We start from the raw sequence: 21615 nt of genomic DNA, 5'->3' as shown, positions 1-21615 counted from the left end.
CGTGAAACCAAACTGAGCCTTCGCGCGTAAGTTTCACTACGTTTTAATAGATTGTACGAGAGAGTTTTGTTAATTTTGCATACATTCAAATTCCAGAAATCATGGTATTGGCAAGCATTTTTGCAATTATGGGTTTGGGCGGTCAGGAAATGATCTTTATTTTCCTGGCATTGCTCCTGTTGTTCGGCGCTAAGAAAATTCCCGAACTCGCACGGGGACTCGGTAAAGGCATCAAAGAATTCAAAGACGCTACCAAAGACGTTCGCGAGAATATCGAAGAAGGTCTGAAAGAGTCGGAGAAATAAGTTAAGTCATGTTGTATGACAGCAGACAATCAGGCGGTACCAGTCAGGAACCGTCTGATTGTCTGTTTTTATTAGTTTATGGTTTAAGGTATTTAGTTTACGGTATTCGGTTTACGGTGGGCTGATGCAGAATTGCTTTCGCGCCAGCCCACCGTAAACCGAATACCGTAAATCATAATCTGTTCTTTGTGATTCCCTATCGTAGCTTCTCCTCTGTTCAGGCCGATCTCAATAATGGCACCGTTACCTGCCGTCAATTGGTAGAGCAATACCTCGTCCGTATCGATGAGCACCAATACCTCAATGTATTTACCGAAGTATATGCCGATGAGGCCCTTCAGCAAGCTGATGCGGTCGACCAAAAACTAGCAGCTGGCCAGGCAGGTCGGTTAGCTGGAATGGTCATCGGTATAAAAGACGTTCTCAATTACACCGGGCACGGCGTTCGGGCCGGAAGCCGGATTCTCGACAATTTTACGGCTCAATTTACCGCCACAGCCATTCAACGTCTGCTGGACGAAGATGTCATTATCATCGGTCGGCAAAACTGCGACGAGTTTGCCATGGGCTCGTCCAATGAGAATTCTGCCTTTGGCCCGGTCCGTAATGCAGCCGATCCTAGTCGCGTACCCGGTGGATCGAGTGGTGGTTCGGCAGTAGCTGTACAGGCTGGTCTTTGTTTAGCTAGTATAGGTTCTGATACAGGTGGATCGGTTCGTCAACCTGCCGCTTTTTGTGGTGTTGTTGGGCTAAAACCAACCTATGGGCGTGTCAGCCGTTGGGGGCTGATTGCATACGCATCCTCTTTCGATTGCATCGGACCGATTGCCAACAACGCGGAAGATGCCGCTTTGCTGCTCGAAATAATGGCGGGGCCTGACGATTTTGATAGTACTGTATCGAGCCAGCCCGTTTCGGCCTATGCGCAGGCAACACTCCCAGAACGCCCTTTACGCATTGCTTATCTGCGTGATGGTGTTGAGAGTACCGGGATCGATGAAAGTATTCGGAAGGCTACCCAGCGTAAAATCGACGAATTAAGAGCTGCGGGGCACGTAGTAGAACCTGTTGATATTTCCCTTTTAACATATCTTCTTCCCACCTACTATATTCTGACTACTGCCGAAGCGTCGTCGAACCTCTCGCGTTTCGATGGGGTACGGTATGGGTACAGAAGTGTATCTGTCGATACATCAGCATTGGACCTTTTGACGTTGTACAAAAAAAGCCGTACAGAAGGATTTGGAGCTGAAGTGCGTCGGCGGATTTTACTCGGCACGTTTGCGCTGAGTGCGAGTTATTACGATGCTTATTATACCAAAGCGCAACAGGTTCGGCGATTGATTCGTCAGGAAACAGAGCGGTTGTTTGAGCAATATGACTTTTTGCTTTCGCCTACAACGCCTACACCAGCGTTTAAATTGGGCGAAAAAACAGACGATCCGCTGCAAATGTACCTCGCCGATATTTTTACGGTGCAGGCCAACGTAGTGGGTTATCCGGCCATATCGATTCCAAACGGTACAGATGCCGAAGGGTTACCGATTGGATTGCAATTAATGGCTCCGCCTTTTAAAGAGGGAAAATTAGTAGCATTGGCAAAGACTTTGTAGAATATATATGATGTATGATATAGGATGTAGGATATATGACACGTACTACGCTAAAAAATACATCATACATCCTATATCATACATCATATATAAAGTGAAACCTATATGAACTACCTGAACCGTAGCCTGTTAAGACTGGGGCTGTTGAGTGCGGTAGTGGGACTGGCAACAGCTGCTCACGCCGAGACTACGATTCAATTGGACAGTACAATCGTGAAAAAAGATACACTGGCGTATGTACCCAGTGTACCTGACAGCCTGATTCGGGAGCGGCTGGCGAAGTTACAGAAAGACATTCCGCTGAATTATCACAAAGCGGTTCAGGCGTATATCGATTACTTTACGTTCCGCAGGGCGAGTTATACCCAAACGATGCTCGAACGAATGCCGCTCTTCTTCCCGCTTTATGAGCGAATGTTGAAACAGTACGGTCTTCCCGACGAGTTGAAATATCTCTCCATTGTTGAATCTGCCCTAAATCCACGCGCTATTTCGCGGGCTGGCGCTGGCGGACTTTGGCAGATTATGCCCGGTACAGGTCGGGATCTGCGTCTGTCGCAGGATGAGTATGTGGATGAGCGGATGGACCCCGTAAAAGCTACCGAAGCTGCCTGCAAATACCTTCGGGATCTGTACAACATTTTTGGCGATTGGGAGATGGCAATGGCCGCTTATAACTGCGGGCCAGGCGCTGTGAAGCGGGCCATGCGTCGGTCAGGTGGAGATTCGTTTTATACCATTTACGATGCCTTGCCGAAAGAAACCCGTGGCTATGTGCCTCAGTTTGTGGCCTTCACCTATCTGATTAACCATGCTGGAGACCACGGTATCGTTGGCGAAAATTTCGAGTATCCTATTCCGCATGATACCATTCAGGTGAGTGGCTATTTCAACCTCGAAACCTTCGCTAAACACAGCACAATGGCGCTGGCCGATTTGCAGAAAATGAATCCAGCCATTACAACAACCATCCTGCCTGAATACACCAAACGATATCCACTTCGTATACCCCGCGAGCAGTACGACTATTTTGCATCGAATCGTCGGGCTATTCTGGATTCGGCGAGCCGGATACCAGGTAAGATGGAGCACATTTTGTTAGCTAGTGCCGAAAATGTCCGGTATGGTGCTGATTCGATGGGTTCATGGACAGCCTTGAATCGGAATCCGCTAGCCAACATAAGCATGCAGGAAGCACCCGCGTCTGTTGCTCAACTGGCCGTAGTTGAATCGGTTGATGAGCCTGAGGACGATATCGAAACCGTTGTTATGCGGAAACCCCGCAAGCAGACGTATGTTGTCAAGAAAGGCGACAATCTGGGAGATATTGCCGAACGATACAACGTTGAACTCTACGATCTGAAACGCTGGAATCACCTTCGGTCAACTAAAATTCAGAAAGGACAGAAGCTGACCATTTTGAAAGAAGTAACCGAAACCCGTGCCGAACGGTTGGCCGATCAGGGAACGGCTAAAGGTCGCAAAAAGGCAGAGGCTGTCGCTAAATCGAAGCATTACAAACCACGTTACCACCGAGTACAAAGTGGCGATACGCTCTGGAATATTGTTCAACGGTACGATTTAACGATCGATCAGCTTAAGAAAATGAACCACATTAAGAGCAACGCGCTCCGACCCGGCCAAAAGCTGATTGTTGGTTAATTGTTCAACGTTTCAAGTTCAATGTTCCATGTTTAAATCGAGCAACCGTAGCGATTGCAGTTGCTAGGGAAACATTGAGTCTTAAACTTGAAACAGCTAATACACACCCACGATTTTAGCGATAAAGTCGTGGGTTTTTCGTATCTTTATCTATATCTAACACGCTTAAAAACAAGCCTTTCTAATCTACGAATGATTGCTTATTTAGACGGAACACTGGCCCATAAAGAACCTACAAATGCCATTATTGATGTCAATGGCGTAGGGTATATGGTCCATATTTCCCTTCAAACATATGCTGTTCTGCCCGGCGGTGGCGACCGGATCAAACTGTTTATTCATCATCTGTTTCGCGAAGACTCTCAAGCGCTATACGGCTTCGCCAATGCCGATGAAAAGTCGCTTTTTCTGGATTTGATTGGTGTTTCGGGTGTTGGACCGAATACAGCGCTTGGGATGTTATCAGCCATGCAACCCGGTGATTTGCGACTGGCAATTTTGGGCGAAAACGTTCGGGCAGTGCAGGCCATTAAAGGGATTGGTGCCAAAACAGCCCAGCGCATTATTCTTGAGTTGCGCGATAAAATGAAGAAGTCGGGTGTGGTACCTAGCGGGCCTACCTACCGTCAATCAGCGGTTGATCCCGTTCGCGAAGAATCGTTGGCTGCTTTGGTTGCACTCGGCTTTCCCAAACCAACGGCGGAGAAAAGCGTGGATGATGCCCTGAAAGCTGATCCTACCTTATCGGTTGAGGATGTGATTCGGCGGGCGTTGCGACCGGCCTAATCAGGTATCCATACAAAGAAACAAAAAACGTGGCCCGATCAATCGGGCCACGTTTTTTGTTTCTCTGTCTATTACTAATCGACTCCGGCAGCCTTTTTGGTTTTTGCTTTAGCGACTGCTTTCAGTTCTTTAGCTTCTCCTTTCAGTTCTTTCTTTTCGGCCTTCTCCATTTTCCGGTCAGCTTTAGCCATTCTCGTTTTTGGATCAGATATACCTTTAATCTCAAGGCCTTTGTGGGTTACGGCTTCTTTTCTGTACTCATGAGCCTTAGCCACTTTCTTTTCGGCCTTCATTTCTTTTTTGGCTGCTTTCCCTTCCTGAACAGCTTGGGCAAAACCAAGTTGCGATACGGTTAGCAGGCTGCATAACGAAGCAGCGATGATTAGTTTTTTCATAGCAGTTGATCGTTTTACTAACATACCTACGGATTCGTAAGTACTTATGAAAATACCTAACATGAGATCTGCTATTTTGTTTTATAAATGGGAGGCCAAAGCAGTCAATTTAATCAACGAATAAGGTATTATTTATGGCTAAGTATTTGATTGTTAGGGGGTATTTTGATTTTAGTTTTTTCGTTGAATTACCTAGCTACTTAGTGGTTGACTAGGTAATTCAACGCGGGAGAAGGATTCTTTAATTTCGTGAAGGCAAGATCAATAACCTGCCTTCACAAAGGCGAAGGTTAATTCAACGGCCCGCTTTTCAGATACGTTTCCAGATAAGTCGTGTATTGCTGGTACAGGAGCAGCTGCGTGCCAGCGCTATACGCTACACCATGAGCACCCGGTGGATAAATACGCAGATCGGCGTCTTTGCCTGCATCTTCCAGCGCATTCATGAGTTGAAACGTATTCCGGACGTGTACGTTTTCGTCCATTGTTGAGTGAGCAACAAACATTTTGCCAGCCAGATTTTTGGCATAAGGTGATACCGCGCTGGCCTTATATTTCTCCTCGTTTTCGGGAAGTAAACCCATGTACCGTTCCGTGTAGATCGTATCATAAAGCCGCCAGTCGGTAACGGGTGCACCTACGAGGGATACTTTAAACACACCGGGATGTGTAAGCATGGTGTAGCTGCTCATATAACCACCGTAGCTGTGACCGCGAATGGCCATCCGATTGCCATCTACCCAAGGCTGTTTGGCTAACCAGGCAGCCGTTTCGGCAAAATCCTGACTTTCATACTTCCCTAGTTTCTCGTAAACGATTTTCTCGAAAGCACTGCCATAGCCACCGCTGCCCCGGTTGTTCACACTCACGACCACATAGCCCGTTTGCGCCAACCACTGATGCCAGCCCGTTCCACTCCAGTCGTTATAAACAGATTGGGAGCCGGGACCGCCGTAAATATCCATCACAACCGGATACTTTTTCGTTGGATCGAAACCAAGTGGTTTAATAACTGAGATATCAATTGCTAACCCATCCGATGTTGTGAAATTGACTAGTTCTTTAGGTGCATAATCGTGACTGGCTACGTACTCGGTTACTTTGGGGTTCGTTTCCAATGCTTTGATTAACTGGCCTTTGGTATCGCGAAGTTCGACTTGTGTGGGTGTCGACGTGTTGGAATATTTATCAATGAAATACTGACCATTGGGTGAGAAGTTCACCGTGTGTCGGCCTGGTACGGTTGTTAGCCGACGTTTATTTTTCCCGTCCAGATCAGCCACAAACAATTGGCGTTCTAAGGGTGAGGCTTCGGTTGAGGTGAAATAAACCTTCTTAGCCTTAGGGTCGATGTGGTGCATGAACGTGACTTCCCATTTGCCGCTCGTGACGGCATTGAGCAGTTTGCCCGAATAGTCGTAGCGATACAGGTGCGAGTAGCCATCCCGATCGGATACCCAGTAAAATTCCTGAACGCCAGCCGGAAAATAGAGCAGATGGTTAATGCCCGCAAAGAAATCGAAGACATCAATCCAGGTGTTCGATTTTTCTTCCATGATCTGTTTGGCGTCGCCGGTTCGGGCGTTCGTCATGAACAGTTTCATATGGTTCTGCTTGCGATTCATGTGTACCACAGCCAGTTGACCTTCGAGCGAAGTCCAATAGACGCGAGGAATGTAGCCGTCCCCTAAATCTACTTTCATCCATTGCTTGTTCTTGTTGGCGATCTCAATCACCCCGATACGAACGATGGGATTCGGGTCGCCAACGCGTGGATAGGGGAGAGAGTCGAATTTCTCATCGAAACCTTTATAATCGGTGAGTTTATACATCGGAACCTGCCGCTCATCGGATTGCCAGAACGAAATGAATTTGCTGTCCGGCGACCAATCCCAGGCTTGCGCTAGTCCAAACTCTTCTTCATACACCCAGCCATATCGACCATTCAGAAAGGACGCTTTTGCGTCGTCGGTGAGTTGCGTTTCTTTCTGAGTAGCAAAATCGAATACGAACAAATTGCCACCACGTTCGTAACCCACTTTCTGGCCGTCGGGGGCTAGTTCAGCGGTTTGTGCATCCTTTGCTACGAGTTTCAGCGTCTTATCGGCAACCGTATACACATAGTAATCAGACACCCCCGATCGCCGGTAAACGGGACGGAAATTGCTTTGGAACAGGATGTTTTTCGAGTCCTTCGACCACTGGAACGAACCGTAGGAAAATGGCTTTTCGGTACCGGGAAATTTTAACTGACTACCATCAAAAATGACTTCCTCTTTCTGGTCTTTGGGCGATAGAGTTTTAATTGTATTCTGCCCATCGATAAACGAAAATTTAGTGCCCCCTTCAATCCAGTTTACACTTCGCGGCCCCTGTGAACCAGTCAACTGCCCACCCGAGAAAACGGCTTGCTGAAGGGTTGAATAACGTTGTTTAGACTGCGCTTCGGCAATTTTTGGAGTAGTCAGATGAACGATTAAAAGAGCAATGAAGAAGAGTTGCCCGGAGAGCTTTCGGTTGATCATGAAGTATAGTATGACTTATAAAAGATTCAAATTTACTAAAAAAAGACATTTCATTTTTTTGAGAGTAAACTGACCCTGATCATGGTTTGCGTAGTCATTTATCGCTACATTTCGTAATTAATTTGATTATGTTTTCATTAACTCACCCACAAATTAATTCGTACGTATGACCAACAAATACTCACTCGTTATCCGACAGTTTTGCCTGCTCTGGTTAACGGTTTTGCTTTGTACCGCAGCCTTTGCGCAAAGCACTCGCTACACGATTAAAGGTCGTGTTACAGACCCCGAGAAGCTACCACTTCCGGGCACAACGGTCGTAATTGTAGGTACTACCGTTGGTACAACTTCCGACGCCGACGGGAACTTTACACTGCCAGTAAGCCTAAAACCTGGCCAAACAACAGTGGCTTTCACCGCTATTGGGTACGAAACCTTACGCCAGAATGTAACGCTGGGTAGTGCCACGGAGGTTACGCTAAATGCACAATTAGTGGCAGCTGCCACGAACCTCGATGAAGTAGTTGTAACGGGTTCTACGCTGTCGGCTCCCAAGCGGGAACTGGGGAATGCCATCAGTACCATCAAAGGATCTGATTTATTGCAATCTGGCTCGGGTAATCTGATCAACTCATTACAAGGCAAAGTGCCGGGCGCACAGATCACTCAAAACTCGGGCGATCCTGCCGGTGGAATCAGTATCCGATTACGCGGTATCAAGTCGCTCGTTGGTTCGTCTGATCCATTGTATGTTGTTGATGGGGTCATCGTAAGCAACGCCAGTACGAACGTATCACAATTGGCACTGGTCAACGACGTAGGAAATGCCAATGTTGGCCAGAACCGCATGTCTGATATCAATCCCGATGATATTGCCAGCATCAACGTGGTTAATGGTGCTGCTGCGGCTGCTCAATATGGTTCACGGGCTGCCAATGGTGTTGTGATTATCACCACAAAACGTGGTCAATCAGGTAAAGCACAAGTCACGTTTACGACTTCGTTCAATGTCAACGAATTGCGGAAAAGTGTGCCGGTTAACACCTACGGCAAGCAATTCGGATTTGCATCCCTTCGTCTTTACCCAATTGGTGTTATCACGCCAGCGCAGGTTACGGCCAATCCAGGTACAACAACAACAAATATCTACCGGGATGGTGCCTATTCGGCGCTGGCCACGAATTTGGTTGATGTTCAACGGTACAACTACTTCGATCAGATTTTCCGGACTGGCTACGGCACCGACAATAACCTGTCGATCTCGGGTGGTCGCGATAACACACAATATTATGTGTCGTTTGGCTATCTGAAGAATCAGGGGATTATCAAAGGCACTGATTTTACGCGGTACAACCTCCGCGCTCGTGTTGATCAGCGTTTGACCGACTGGGCGAAAATTTCGGTGGGTTTGAGCTATGCAAATAGCCTATCTAACGAAAAAGCCAATGGTAACGTGTTCTATAGCCCAATCAACGCGGTCAATATCACGAACAACATCTATGATATTACCCAACGCGATGCCGCTGGAAACTTACAAGCCGTTGAGCCAACCCGTGTGAACCCACTCTCGACGATTGAAGATATGAAGTTTTCGCAGTCGGTGAGCCGGACTATCAATAGCCTTCAGTTGAATTTGACGCCATTGAAAGGATTGAGCGTCGACTATATTGTAGGTGTAGATGCGTACTCGCAATTCGGTAAAAACTACATTCGGCCTTATCCTTATCAGGCTATTGCTGGTTTACCTGCTGCTCGGTATCCCGGCGGATTTGCGGCTACGGCTACCAACCAGGTGTTGCAATTCAACAATGACCTGAACGCACAATATGAACGCCAGTTCAACGATAAGTTTAAACTGAATGCCGCCATTGGGTATAGCTACCAGTATTTTCAGGCCGATTACTCGCTCAACAGTGGACAAAATCTAGCTCCGTTTATCGAAACGGTTAATGGAGCCAGTAGCACCACATTAGGCGTTGCTTACAACCTGGATCGCTTTAGTTTGAGCGGTTTGTTTGCCCAGGCTACGTTTGGCTACAAAAATCTGGCGTTCATCACCGGCGCTGTCCGTCGCGATCAGTCGTCGAAATTCTCGCCAAGTCAGACCAATCAATATTATCCGAAAGTCAGTGGTTCGTTCATTGTATCGGATCTTGATTTCTGGAAAAATCTGTCGTTCAGTAATGCCTTCAACAGTCTGAAACTACGGGCTAGTTATGGCGAAGCTGGTAACCTGTCGGGTATTGGTTCGTATGCTCGTTTTTATCAATTCAGTCCGGTGGCATTCCTGGGTAAGAATACCATAACGCCTGGCACGCAGTTGGCCAACCCCGATGTACAGCCCGAACGGATGGCCGAACTCGAAGGTGGTATCGATCTGGCGTTCCTGAATGGTCGGATTGGGTTGGGCGTAACGGCTTATCACCAGAAAATTACCAATCTGGTTGTAAACCGGACGCTGGCGCCAACCACAGGTGGTACCAGCATTGTGAACAACGTGGGTGCGATGGAAAACAAAGGTTTTGAAATCGTGTTGGATGCTACGCCCGTTAAAACCAAGAATTTGAGCTGGGATGTCACGTTCATCTTCAACCATAACCGTAACAAGGTGCTGGATTTGGGTGGTCTGCCGATCATCAATCCCGATGCTTCTTCTGCGTCAGGGTCACCAGTTAACCTGATCGTCGGTCAGCCTGTTGGTGTATTCTATGGCACTCCTTATGCTCGTAAGCCAGATGGCTCACTACTGCTTTCTCCGTCTGGTTTCCCACAATCTGATCGGGCTGTTGGACAGGCTAACGGCGCAGTTAGCTACGTACAGGCTATTAATCCAGATGGTACGCTGGACGTAACCAAACCAACCGCCAACGCGATTATTGGTAACCCGAACCCAAAATGGACCGGTTCGTTCAGTACAAATCTGGCTTACAAAAAACTGTCTCTGCATGTGTTGTTGGATATGGTTCAAGGTGTCGACGTCTTTAATGCGGATAAACGGACACGTCAGGGCGTAGGTTTAGGCGATTATGCCGAGCAGGAATTACGGGGTACGTTGCCAAGGGGGTACATCTTCGGCGTTTATAACACGCAGGAGTTCCGGGTTGATCCAGGCTCATACACCAAGCTGCGGGAAGTGTCGCTCAGCTACACATTGCCTCCGCTGATTAAAGGACTAAGCCGCCTGACGGTCTCTGCCGTAGGTCGTAACCTCTATTCATGGGACAAATACACCGGTTTCGATCCAGAAACCAACGCAGGTGGTAATAACGACTTACTGCGAGGCATGGACTTCGGAAACGTCCCTATTCCACGTACCTACCAGTTTAAACTAGCCGCGACATTTTAAAAATGGTATTTGGTTTATTGTATTCGGTTTATGGTTAGCTGCCGCGTGATTACAGACAGGCTACTTACCGTAAACCTGAAACCGTAAACTGAAAACCTAAAACTGAACTCATGAAAAAGATTCTCATACCAACTCTCCTTACGGGCGTACTCCTGACCCAGGTGGCCTGTAATAAGGAATATTTAAACCCAAGCACGATCAGCCAATCGCAGGCGGTTAGCTCGCCCGATGGGTTAATGACGCTTGCCAATGGCTTGCAGTACCGTTACACAACAGGTGCTGCCGGGAGTGTGCTATACGCCAGCACAGCCGGAGCGGGGCTGACAACCAAAGAGGAGTTTGTGCTGAATGCTGGTAACCTTGATGAAGTCAATCTGACGGTTGGCGCTGGTAATGTCAGCAATATCAATAGCGTTGTGGTTAACCTCTGGACCAAAAGCCATCTGGTTCGGGCTAACGCCGAGTTGATTCTGGCAAACACGAACGTTGTATCGGATGCCGGGACAAAGAGTGGCATTATCGGCTACGCGTCCATCTTCCGGGCTTTGTCGCTGGGTACACTGGGCTTGTTTTTCGAGCAGTCGCCTATTACTACGGGTACGAACGTGCCGTTTGTTCCTCGGGTCGATGTGTTTAAGTCGGCCATTGCTACTTTGGAAACAGCTGCTACGCAGGTAGCCAGCGCACCAGTTTCAGCTGACTTTACCAGTAAAATTGTGACAGGGATCGATATCACCAACACGATTCAGGCACTGATTGCCCGATACGCACTGTTTGCTGGTGATTATGATAAAGCATTGGCCGCAGCCGCCAAAGTCGATTTGACGAAGAAGTCAGTCTATAATTTTGACGACAATACCCGTAACCCGTTGTTCGAAGCTACGTTTGGTAACCTGAACGTTATTCAGCCGACCAATGTCAACCTGGGTTTGACGGGTGCATTGGCACCTGATCCAGCCGACAAACGGCTTGCCTTCCTGACGAAAGTGAGTAGCAATACGGCTGTAGCGCCGGTTGTTGCGTCGGCTTTCTACACGGCCAACGGCGCAGCTGTTCCAGTCTACCTGCCGGGAGAAATCCTATTGATTCAGGCTGAAGCCTATGCCCGTAAAGGCGATCTGGCTAATGCTGTAATTGCTCTGAACAAGGTCTTGACTAAAACAGGGTCTTCTACAGATACCTATTTTGGCTTGGGGGCTGCATTACCTGCCTATTCGGGTGCGCAAACAGCCGATGCGATTCTGCTGGAAATTCTACGAAACCGCAATATTGAACTGGCTTACCAGGGTTTCCGACTGGAAGATAGCCGCCGGTTCAATCGGCCTGGACCCGGTGCAACGGGCTCGGAGCGGAATCGTAACTTTTTCCCATATCCGCTGACGGAGCGTAACAACAATACAAGTACGCCAGCCGATCCGTCGATCTAAGAAGGGAATAACGGGAGGAGGGGGAGTAGAGGGAAGAAAGGTAAATCATTGAAAGCCCTTTCTTCCCTCTACTCCCCCTCCTCCCTTTTCTCCTTATTTTATAATTTCACAGGTAATCCCGTTCGGGTTGATTCGTAAATTGCCTGGAACAGCGCCACCACTTTGCGGCCGTCTTCGCCCGTAACCAGCGGAGGCCGATTATTGCGAATGGCGTCGCAGAACTCGGCAATCTGGACACCAAAATAATAAACCGTTGCGTCAATCGTGTTGAAGAATGCGGTATCTTCTGCTACGAATTGTGCTAACAGATTCTCTTCGCCGGGAACTGTCCATAAATCATTAACAGGTGGATCGGTGATAGTCGACATGCCGGCAATGAACAACGCACCGCCATCGGTCTGAACACCTACCGATGCCCCGTTTTCGCCATGCACGTGTACTTTTCCGAAGATGCCGGGTTTCTGCGAATTGCTGACAATGATATTTCCCAGGCCACCATTTTTGAATTTGATAATAGCCAACGCCGTATCATCGACTTCAATATATGGGTGATTCAGATTGCGCCAAACGCCATATACTTCGTCAATGTCGCCCATATACCAAAGTAGCAAATCCAGCTGGTGTGGCGACTGATTAACTAACACACCACCGCCTTCTTTGTCCCAGGTACCGCGCCAGTCGTCACTTTTATAGTATTCTTCACTACGCCAGCCCAGCATCTGAATGGTGCCAAGCACGGGTTTCCCAATCTTCCCGGAGTCGATAGCTTCCCGGATACGCATGGAGGGTGCATAAAACCGCCGTTGACCAATAACGCCGAGGTAACGGTTGTTTTTCCGGGCAGCCTCGATCATCGCGTCGCAGTCTTCGAGCGATGAAGCCAGTGGTTTCTCGACCAGAACATGAGAGCCAGCATTGAGGGCCGCTACGGTTGGTTCCCGGTGGGCAGGATGCGTCGTGCAAACAAGGCATAGATCAACATTCTCGCGATCAACCATGTCATATACATCGCTGTAAGCTCGAATATTGTAATGGTTTGCAAAGTCTTCCGCTTTCTGATAAGTTCGTCCATAAACGGCCACTAATTCGGCGTCGGGAGTTTGTAAAACGGCCTGGGCATGAAGGTGAGCCACTTTGCCGGGGCCAATAATGGCAATTCGTATAGGAGCTGTAGGCATAATTTAAAGCGTATTCCAACTAAATGCTTTAGTTAGGAGTCATCTACTTAAAAACGGGTGAAATTATGAAAGCTTGGCGACTCTGTATATTCCTGTTGATTATTGGTCTGTTGGGGTGCCGTAAAGATGAGACAACACCCAATGACCTATTATACAGACGCTGGCGAATGACGCAGATTCAGTATAACAATGGACAATCTGTAGATATATCAGCAAACGATGCTGGGTCAATTGTTACATTCAAAGCAAATGGTATGATTTTATACGGCGAAGACGGGAAGTATGATCCCTGCTGTTTGCCTGACCGTTTTAATCGCAAAGGCAATATACTGGACCTGATTGATGTACAGAATATTCCGCTGCCCGAACGAACGCCAAATCCGACCTGCGCATTGGTCGATTGTGCACCGCCGGGTAACGTGTGGCAAATCGATAAACTAACAAGTAGTAGCTTGATTATAACGCAGGAACGGGCTATCGCCACCTATCAACCCTACCCCTAATATGAAAAACGTACTACTCTCGACAGCCTTGTTACTGCTGCTTATTGCCTGCCAGACTGATCAACCAATTGGTCCATCCGACCTGTTATATCGACGCTGGCGAATGACTCAGATCCAGTATTCTGGTAACCAGCCTATCTATGTACCGACTGATAGTCAATGGTCTATTGTTAGCTTTAAACAGAATGGAATGATTCTCTACGGCAAGGATGGGAAGTTCGACCCCTGCTGTTCGCCCGCACGCTTTAAGCGTAAAGGCAATACACTGGATCTTGTTGATGTAGAGGGCATACCACTTCCCGAACGAACGCCAAACCCTATCTGCATATCGGCCAGTTGTGTCGCGCCGGGAAATACCTGGCGGATTAATAGGCTAACAGACAGTAGTTTGATTATATCGCAGGAATCGGCTATCGCCGTCTATGAACCGTATCCCTAAAATCAAGGCTTCAGAACAACTTTGATTAAGCCTTTCTCTTTAGCATACAATCGTTTAAACCAGTCAGCACCTTCTTCGAGTGGGACTTCAGCACTAAGAATGGCTTCTACATTGATACGACCCGATGAGATCAGCGCCAAGGCTGCTTCGTATTCCCCGTTGATGGCACAGGAGCCTTGCAGTCGTAGCTGTCGGGTGACGACAGCCTGTAATGGAATTTCAACAGTTGGGGCCAGATTACCGACTAGCGTCACCGTTGCTCCTTTGCGCACACAGTCGATGGCGGTTTTTACAGTTGGTCCAGCGCCAACTACTTCGAAGGAAACGTCAGCTCCGCGTCCATGCGTCAGCGCCTGAACCTGCTTGGGCACATCACCAGTTTTGGCGTTGATTATGTGCGTTGCACCTAGCTTTTGTGCCAGCGCTAACCGATCATCGTCCAGATCAATAGCGATAATGGAACCACAACCAGCTAGTTTCAAGGCCTGAATCACAAACAGGCCAATCATGCCCGCGCCCACGACAACGGCCGAATCATTCACTTGAATGGGCGTTAGACTTAGGGCGTGGAGCGCTACCGCTACAGGTTCAACCAAAGCTGCCTGCGTGAAACTGACATTATCGGGAATGGCATACAAAATATGCTGAGGTACAGATACATATTCAGCGAAAGCACCCTGCCGTTTGAAATCGGGGGTTGATACACCCACCACCTCACGTCCATCACTTAGGTTATACTGCCCACGTCGACTGTACCAATCATCGAGTGCATAAACGGTCGAATCGAAGGTAACGCGATCGCCAGTGGACCAGTCACGCACATCTGCACCTACTTCGGCAATGATGCCACTGGCCTCATGACCCATCACAATGGGTGGAATTCGTCGGCCAGAACTACCATCCATGCCATGAACATCAGAGCCGCAAATGCCTACAGCCTGTACACGAACCAATACTTCGTTAGGCCGAACAGTTGGCTTAGGAACATCTTGTAAATCGAAATGATTGTATTCAGTAAGAACGAGCGCTTTCATGAGTAACGCGGACATCCTGTCCGCAGGTTTAATAAGTTTGATACGACAGACATGATGCTGGAACGCCAGCCCGGCCGCGTTACAATTTCTGATAAATTCGTATAAAAGCTTCAACGGGTACCTGATCGTAATGGTCCTGCTGAAGATTAGGGTTAATTTCGTAGGTGACTACCTCATCCATGGATTCCGGCAATTCACCGAACAATTTGTTGGCGGCATTGGCCGTGTACTTTCGTTTAATCCAGATAAGCCGCTGATTGGGGTCTTTGCCCCAGGCCGGATTATCACCAAGGATTAACTGAATCTTGGCCCAATCGTTGAAAAAATATTCCTGTAAAAGTGGAATAATTCGGTCGCGGAAGGCGTCACACAACTCAGCATACGTTTTTATAGTCGTCAGATAGGCGTGCCCAATCTGGTGATCGCGGTCCAGTAAATATTCAATACGTTCGTTTATGGTTCGCAGCAACTGGGGAAGTTCAATGCCGTCAATCTCGCCGAGAATGGTCGCGTCGGGTCGAATTTCGCGAAAGGAAAACCGTCGACGCAGGGCAATATCTAAGAGCGCAATAGAACGGTCGGTCGTGTTCATGGTGCCGATCACAAACAAGTTGATAGGAACCCCAAACCGCTCCTGCGAATACGGCAGCGTTAACCAAAGCTCGTTTTCGGCACCAAGGCGTTTGTCGGCCTCCAAAAGTGTAATCAAATCGCCGAACACGCTGGCGACATTGGCGCGGTTGACTTCGTCAATAAGCAGGTAGTGTGCTGGTGCTTTTGCTAATTTCTGGCGACGATTCTCCTGCGAATCATTCAGACAATCGGCTATCGTTCCATAACCTGCCTGTTGAATAGCGGACTGGCAAGCTTTATAGAAAATACCTTTTCGGATCTTATAGCTAATCTGCCCATTGATAGCTTCTGGCCGAATGCCTTCGACAAACTCCTCATAGCTATACGATGGATGAAACGTAATTAAACTGGCGTTTTGCTCATGCAGATACGGCTGTAACGCAAACGTTTTTCCCGTACCCGGTGGGCCAAACAGAATGAGATTATGCGGCTGTTGTGGTAGCTTCGACGCCGTTTCATACTCAGTTTCTGGTTCTTCAACCCCCAGGCCATTTAGAATGCGATCTTCCAGCGTGGGATCATCGGCTAACCGGATAAGCTCGCTTAGAAAGGCTTCATCTTCTGCCGCCCGGTATACGTCAGTATTGTGCCGGGCGGAATGAGGGCCTCGCTTGGTGCTTTCAACCAGTTCGAGCAGGCAGTCTTCCCAACAGGTGCGCAAAATAGGCAAGTAGAGCAGGTGTACATTGGATTGACCAATGACAACTGCCAGATAATCCGATTTTTCGGTTAGTGGCTCAAAGACTAACTCTTCAATGCCTTTTAGCCGGTCCTGATACGATTTTTTAATCGTCAAGTGATATTCAATTTCGCCACGCCGGGGTCTTTGAATCCGTAAAGCCTGAAAGAAATTGACGTTGGCTGTAATTGAGGACTTGTCCTGTTTCACAACAAACGCCAACCGGGCATCACCATTTGGCAGGTTAACGATGTCGATCAACTCCTTTAACAACCCAAAGAACCGCCGTACGGCTTCGGCATGACCGATGTCACGAATGCGTTCAACGAGGGATTGATGTGGGGTGTCGGTAAGCACAGGAAAAAACTATAGTCGTTTGCGAATTTACGATTTTTTCAGCGGTTTTGGGCTTTACTATTCCTTGTAGTCAAAGTGATTATTCCGATAATCAATAGTAAGCTTTCCTTTTTTGAATGGTGCATTACTCAAAGTGCCATCTCGTTTAATGCTCAATATGAAGTCATTCAGAGGAGATAAGTAGGCTCGTCTATAATTCAACTGTTTTTGATTCACCTTAAAGGTAAAGTTCTTCACGTAGCGAAACCAACCTATTTTCGTTTTGCCAATTCCTGAGATCATCCCTGGTCGTTTAGTTGTCTTATAATCAACAAGTTTGGTAACTCCATGTGTCATCAAGTCGACACTATTGGACCCAGAGTCAAAATACATATTGATTGGCTGGCCAGATGGAGAACGAACAACTAATATTGGATGCCCTATACCAAACAGGTTCTTCTCGGCCGTGGTATCCAAAACGGGCTTCCGAATCATAAGCGTCTGTGCCTTAAAGTCAGTGGTGTAGGAAAGCTTGCTCAAAATGTCCCAGCCTAATAAACCGTCGACATGCAGTCTTTTGAAAAACTTACTTTTTGCCGTATAAATGACAGGTACACCCTTAAACTGAACGTTGCCAATGGACAGAGAATCAAGCCTACCAACAGGCGCCTTGATCGTTGTACCAACGGAGTTCAGAAAGTTTATAGTTGTTAAAGGCTGCAACCCCAGGTCTTCACTCAGAGATTGAGAAATAGTTGAAAAATTAGCTCCCGAATCGAGGATGAGCCTTGCTGGTTTTCCGTTCAGGAATAGGTTGGCAATGATGTAGCTATGCTTTTTAATTGTTACCGGAACTGATAAACTATCGACAGAGAAACTGATTTGCGCTATCGGATGAATAGCCAATGATTTAGCCAGATCATACATTTCTGGTTGTTCATTAATTTGGTTGGAAAACTGCACATAATCAGCATATTTTTCGCGCCAGAAATAAAGTTCGGCCAATAAATAATGACGGGCAACTTTGCTTAATGGGGAGTCTGTCTGTAAAGCAACTTTCTTCAGTAAAGCCTCGGCTTCATCAAATCGATGATACAGGCTATACTCAATTGACTTGATGAAATCGTGGGATGTTGAATCTAAGGAAGCGTAATCAATGGCTTTAAAATCAAAGTTTTCTAAGGCTACCGTAGGATCTTTTGAAAAGGTACTCTGTTGGCCAAAAATGCGAAATGAAAGAAGTAAAAGGCAAATCAAATAGAAACAAAATCGCATAGTGTTGTATTAAGATTACGCCTTGTTGGTATTGGCGTAGCAAATATGCTTGGATTGTAGCTATTTTCCAGTAATTTGATTACTCTGAAGGCCATTGTAAGTAAATAACTGGGTCAAATACCAGCAATTCACCATCGTCTCTTACAAGTACATTTCGGTGATGTAAATCGCTGACAATGATACCAAAACCTGTATTTATATAGTCACTGTTTTGAAGGGGAATAAAATCAAATGGGAGCATATAAGTTGCTACTTCATCAGCTGTCGCCCCTCTTACACCTCGTAATGCTTTTTGACTGACTACAGACTGCAATGAACCTTCTACGTCCATCAAGCCTAGAAATGTATAGCCTGTTTCTGGGAAGAGCCAATTATGAAGGAGGAGATTATGTAGATAACTCAGCCAAGTACCGTAGTAATTCAGATTATTCCGCTTGTAATATATACCTAATTGAACATACACTTGATGTTCGGCACCTCCTTCACCACCTTGAGCTTCCCAAGCATCCGTAAATGGATCGGCGGGTATCATTTTGTTAGCAGCCAAAGCCCATCGCCTAAGCAATTTCTCTTCACCAACCCGAAGCGCCTGATCTAACGCTGCTTTTTCAGCACGGTTTTGAGGGGCTGGTCCTTGAGCCGCTTTGCTTGCTCGATGCACTCCTGCAATGACATCAAGGGCTGCTCGGAGACTTTCCTGATCATTTTTTCGCTCTGCAGCCGGTGGTACTCGTTGAGGTATATAACGTTCTCTTCCATCTGGTGTTGGCTCTCGTTCTTTATTAACGGACATACAGTCTAACAAGTTCTTATTTGGGTTACGCCAAATAACTCCCAATACTCACCACATCGGCAAAGACACCTGAGGCCGTGACTTCGGCACCCGCACCGGGGCCTTTGATAACTAGTGGGCGCTCTTTATAACGCTCTGTGGTGAACGAAACGATATTATCAGCACCGGTTAGTTGATAGAACGGGTGTTCCGAATCTACGGGGCGCAGACCAATGGTCGCTTTGTTGTTCTCGAAACGGGCCACGAATCGCAGTTTTTCGCCCTTTTCTTCGGCTTCAGCGAGCAGGTTTTCGAAGTACGCGTTATTGCGCTCCAGTTCGTCAAAAAAGGCTGGAATTGTTGGCGCTGCCAGACACGATTCGGGCAGTAGATTGGTGATTGTTACATCTTCCGGTTCGAGTGGAAAACCGGCTTCACGGGCCAGAATCAGGATTTTTCGAGCTACGTCCAGACCACTTAGATCATCGCGAGGATCGGGCTCGGTGTACCCTTTTTCTTTGGCGTCACGAACCACGTCAGCGAACGATGTGCCGGGACGGAACGTGTTGAAGATGAACGACAACGTGCCTGATAAAATCGCTTCGATTTTCAGGAAACGGTCCCCAGCAGTCATCAATCCCTGTACGGTGTTGATGATGGGCAAACCAGCACCCACGTTGGTTTCATACAGGAATTTTACTCCCCGGTTCAGGGCTGTTCGTTGTAATCGTCGGTATTCGGCATAGGTGCCCGAATTGGCTACTTTGTTTGGGGTAACAACCGAGATATTGCTATCCAGCAGTGACTCGTAGAACTGCACAATATCCTTGTCGGAAGTGCAGTCGATAAAGACCGAGTTGGGGAGGTTGTAGTCCTTGATTTTATCAACGAAAGCGGGAAGCGATGTAGTTACACCTTCTGTAAGCAATCGTTCGCGCCAATCATCCAACGCGATGCCTTTCGGGTCGAGCAGCATCTTTTTGCTATTTGTCATCCCTACTACACAAACCTTCAATAGCTTCTCGGCACGTAGGAATTCCGACTGATCGAAAATCTGCTTTAAGAGTGTTTTGCCAATCAGTCCCGTACCAACCAGGTAGAGGTTCAATACACGTGCTTCAGACTGGAAAAAGATGTTATGCAGCGAGTTAAGGGCTTTGGATAGGTTATTTTTGTTGATAACCACCGAGATGTTTATCTCCGACGACCCCTGTGCTACGGCCACAATATTTACCCCGTTTTTACCCAATACCGAAAACAGTTTTCCGGCAATCCCCGAGCTTTTTTTCATGCCTTCACCCACGGTGGCAATCACCGATAAATCACGTTCGATGGCGATGTTATCGATATGACCATGCTCGATTTCGGTGGCAAATTCGGCATCCAGAATCGTTTTTACATTCTCGGCTCCACGCGGATCGATGGCGAAACAGATGGAGTGTTCCGACGATGCCTGCGAGATTAGAATCACACTGATTTTATGCGCTGCCAAGACGCCAAATAACTTCGCAGATACGCCAGCCACGCCAATCATACCCGATCCCTGCACATTCACGAGAGCAATGTCGTCGATGCTCGAAATGCCCGTAATCGTGTACTGCCGACGTTCGGCGGTGCGGCTAACTACCGTGCCTTCGTGGGTAGGATTGAACGTATTAAGCACCCGGATTGGAATGTTTCGGGCAAAGGCAGGTTGAAGACTTGGCGGATAAATCACCTTGGCTCCGAAATGGCTGAGTTCCATGGCTTCGGCATAGGTGATCGTCGGAATATTGAAGGCATTCGGTACTTTGCGTGGATCGGCCGTCATCATACCATCAACATCGGTCCAGATATCGATTACTTCGGCATTTAGTGCGGCACCGAGAATACTGGCGGTATAATCGGAGCCTCCACGACCAAGCGTAGTGGTTTCGTTCTTTTCCGTCGAGCCGATGAAGCCCGTTACCATTTGAGTCGCCGTCGACTTGGCAAAATACTCCTGAATGAGCTGATTGGTCAGGCTATAATTAACTTCGGCCTGCCCAAACTGGGCATCGGTTTTAATGATCTGGCGGGCATCACAGAACTGCGCCGGAATTCCCCGACTTTTTACACATTCGGTGATGATCGTTGTGGATAACCGCTCCCCAAAGCTTGTAATAAGGTCGTGCGTACGGAGAGTCAGTTCACGAATCAGCGATACGCCCCGTAGGAGGTCTTCCAATTCATTGATAATACCCCGAACGTGGGCAAATACTTTACTCTGTTCTTTTATCGGAATGAGCGCTTTTACCACATTGAAATGCCGGTCTTCAATCCGCCGAACCAGTTCTATGTAATCCGTTTCACCCGTTGTGGCCATGCGTCCAATTTCAATGAGCTGGTTCGTGACGCCACCCATCGCCGAGAACACAACGGCTATCTGATCGCCTTTTTGGCGGTGATTATCAATGATCTGAATAACTTGTTTGATACTCTCTACGGAACCAACTGAGGTGCCACCGAATTTAAGAACCTGCATTAGCAATGAGTGAATGAGTGAATGTGTGAATGAGCAAATGACCGGGCCGCCGATGCGGTAAATCGTTTACAAACACTCAACACAATTTTATCAGGAAGCTATTGATGAGGTAATTTTAAGGATGCAAAGATAATGCCTGACGTAAACTTTATAGTGTTATTTATGAGAAAGGCGCACCTGACAAGTGCGCCTTTGGGTATTGGA

At 47.5% G+C, this 21615-nt stretch carries 16 protein-coding genes; 8 read left to right on the top strand and 8 right to left on the bottom strand.

Annotated elements, in window-relative coordinates:
* Positions 1-101: 101 nt before the first annotated feature.
* The 4 genes from H3H32_RS25155 to ruvA all read left to right on the top strand — a co-directional run bounded on the left by H3H32_RS25155 (position 102) and on the right by ruvA (position 4366).
* Positions 102-305, top strand: coding sequence for a Sec-independent protein translocase subunit TatA/TatB (locus H3H32_RS25155; RefSeq protein WP_157590364.1), 204 nt, complete (start codon positions 102-104; stop codon positions 303-305).
* A 188-nt stretch (positions 306-493) separates the two neighbouring features.
* Positions 494-1918 (top strand): Asp-tRNA(Asn)/Glu-tRNA(Gln) amidotransferase subunit GatA, encoded by a 1425-nt coding sequence (gatA, locus tag H3H32_RS25150; protein ID WP_182458524.1) that lies wholly within the window; start codon positions 494-496, stop codon positions 1916-1918.
* A gap of 105 nt (positions 1919-2023) precedes the next feature.
* Positions 2024-3580 carry a lytic transglycosylase domain-containing protein gene (locus tag H3H32_RS25145; RefSeq protein WP_182458523.1) on the top strand — a complete coding sequence of 519 codons (1557 nt, stop codon included), beginning with the start codon at positions 2024-2026 and terminating at the stop codon, positions 3578-3580.
* A gap of 192 nt (positions 3581-3772) precedes the next feature.
* Complete coding sequence (gene ruvA / locus H3H32_RS25140) at positions 3773-4366, top strand: Holliday junction branch migration protein RuvA (protein WP_182464472.1); 594 nt, start codon at positions 3773-3775, stop codon at positions 4364-4366.
* A 74-nt stretch (positions 4367-4440) separates the two neighbouring features.
* Here ruvA and H3H32_RS25135 read toward each other — a convergent pair whose 3' ends face one another.
* Both H3H32_RS25135 and H3H32_RS25130 read right to left on the bottom strand, forming a co-directional pair.
* Positions 4441-4761, bottom strand: coding sequence for a hypothetical protein (locus H3H32_RS25135; RefSeq protein ID WP_182458522.1), 321 nt, complete (start codon positions 4759-4761; stop codon positions 4441-4443).
* A 290-nt stretch (positions 4762-5051) separates the two neighbouring features.
* Positions 5052-7286 (bottom strand): S9 family peptidase, encoded by a 2235-nt coding sequence (locus H3H32_RS25130; protein WP_182458521.1) that lies wholly within the window; start codon positions 7284-7286, stop codon positions 5052-5054.
* 166 nt (positions 7287-7452) lie between these two features.
* Here H3H32_RS25130 and H3H32_RS25125 point away from each other — a divergent pair, with 166 nt between their 5' ends.
* Positions 7453-10632: a SusC/RagA family TonB-linked outer membrane protein gene (locus H3H32_RS25125; RefSeq protein ID WP_182458520.1), complete on the top strand. Its 3180-nt coding sequence runs from the start codon at positions 7453-7455 to the stop codon at positions 10630-10632.
* A gap of 110 nt (positions 10633-10742) precedes the next feature.
* A complete protein-coding gene (locus tag H3H32_RS25120; protein ID WP_182458519.1) occupies positions 10743-12059 on the top strand; it encodes a RagB/SusD family nutrient uptake outer membrane protein in 1317 nt (438 codons plus the stop codon).
* A 98-nt stretch (positions 12060-12157) separates the two neighbouring features.
* Here the strand turns inward: H3H32_RS25120 and H3H32_RS25115 are convergent, their stop codons facing one another.
* Positions 12158-13237, bottom strand: a complete 1080-nt coding sequence (locus H3H32_RS25115) for a Gfo/Idh/MocA family protein (RefSeq protein WP_182458518.1) — start codon at positions 13235-13237, stop codon at positions 12158-12160.
* A 65-nt stretch (positions 13238-13302) separates the two neighbouring features.
* Here H3H32_RS25115 and H3H32_RS25110 point away from each other — a divergent pair, with 65 nt between their 5' ends.
* Positions 13303-13740, top strand: coding sequence for a hypothetical protein (locus H3H32_RS25110; protein WP_182458517.1), 438 nt, complete (start codon positions 13303-13305; stop codon positions 13738-13740).
* 1 nt (position 13741) lies between these two features.
* A complete protein-coding gene (locus H3H32_RS25105) occupies positions 13742-14179 on the top strand; it encodes a hypothetical protein (RefSeq protein ID WP_182458516.1) in 438 nt (145 codons plus the stop codon).
* A gap of 2 nt (positions 14180-14181) precedes the next feature.
* Here H3H32_RS25105 and H3H32_RS25100 read toward each other — a convergent pair whose 3' ends face one another.
* The 5 genes from H3H32_RS25100 to thrA form a co-directional block, all read right to left on the bottom strand.
* Positions 14182-15213 carry a galactitol-1-phosphate 5-dehydrogenase gene (locus tag H3H32_RS25100; RefSeq protein ID WP_182458515.1) on the bottom strand — a complete coding sequence of 344 codons (1032 nt, stop codon included), beginning with the start codon at positions 15211-15213 and terminating at the stop codon, positions 14182-14184.
* Positions 15214-15292: 79 nt separating this feature from the next.
* A complete protein-coding gene (locus H3H32_RS25095) occupies positions 15293-16882 on the bottom strand; it encodes an McrB family protein (RefSeq protein WP_182458514.1) in 1590 nt (529 codons plus the stop codon).
* Positions 16883-16939: 57 nt separating this feature from the next.
* Positions 16940-18136, bottom strand: a complete 1197-nt coding sequence (locus tag H3H32_RS25090) for a retropepsin-like aspartic protease (protein ID WP_182458513.1) — start codon at positions 18134-18136, stop codon at positions 16940-16942.
* A 79-nt stretch (positions 18137-18215) separates the two neighbouring features.
* Positions 18216-18929 carry a putative polyvalent protein kinase domain-containing protein gene (locus H3H32_RS25085; RefSeq protein ID WP_182458512.1) on the bottom strand — a complete coding sequence of 238 codons (714 nt, stop codon included), beginning with the start codon at positions 18927-18929 and terminating at the stop codon, positions 18216-18218.
* 25 nt (positions 18930-18954) lie between these two features.
* Positions 18955-21411, bottom strand: coding sequence for a bifunctional aspartate kinase/homoserine dehydrogenase I (gene thrA / locus H3H32_RS25080; RefSeq protein WP_182458511.1), 2457 nt, complete (start codon positions 21409-21411; stop codon positions 18955-18957).
* Between the last annotated feature and the right edge of the window lie 204 nt (positions 21412-21615).

This window comes from Spirosoma foliorum (genome assembly GCF_014117325.1).
GTDB classification, from domain to species: domain Bacteria; phylum Bacteroidota; class Bacteroidia; order Cytophagales; family Spirosomataceae; genus Spirosoma; species Spirosoma foliorum.
The sequence above is the reverse complement of the archived record's forward strand: the minus strand, read 5'-3'. Positions and strand labels throughout refer to the sequence as shown.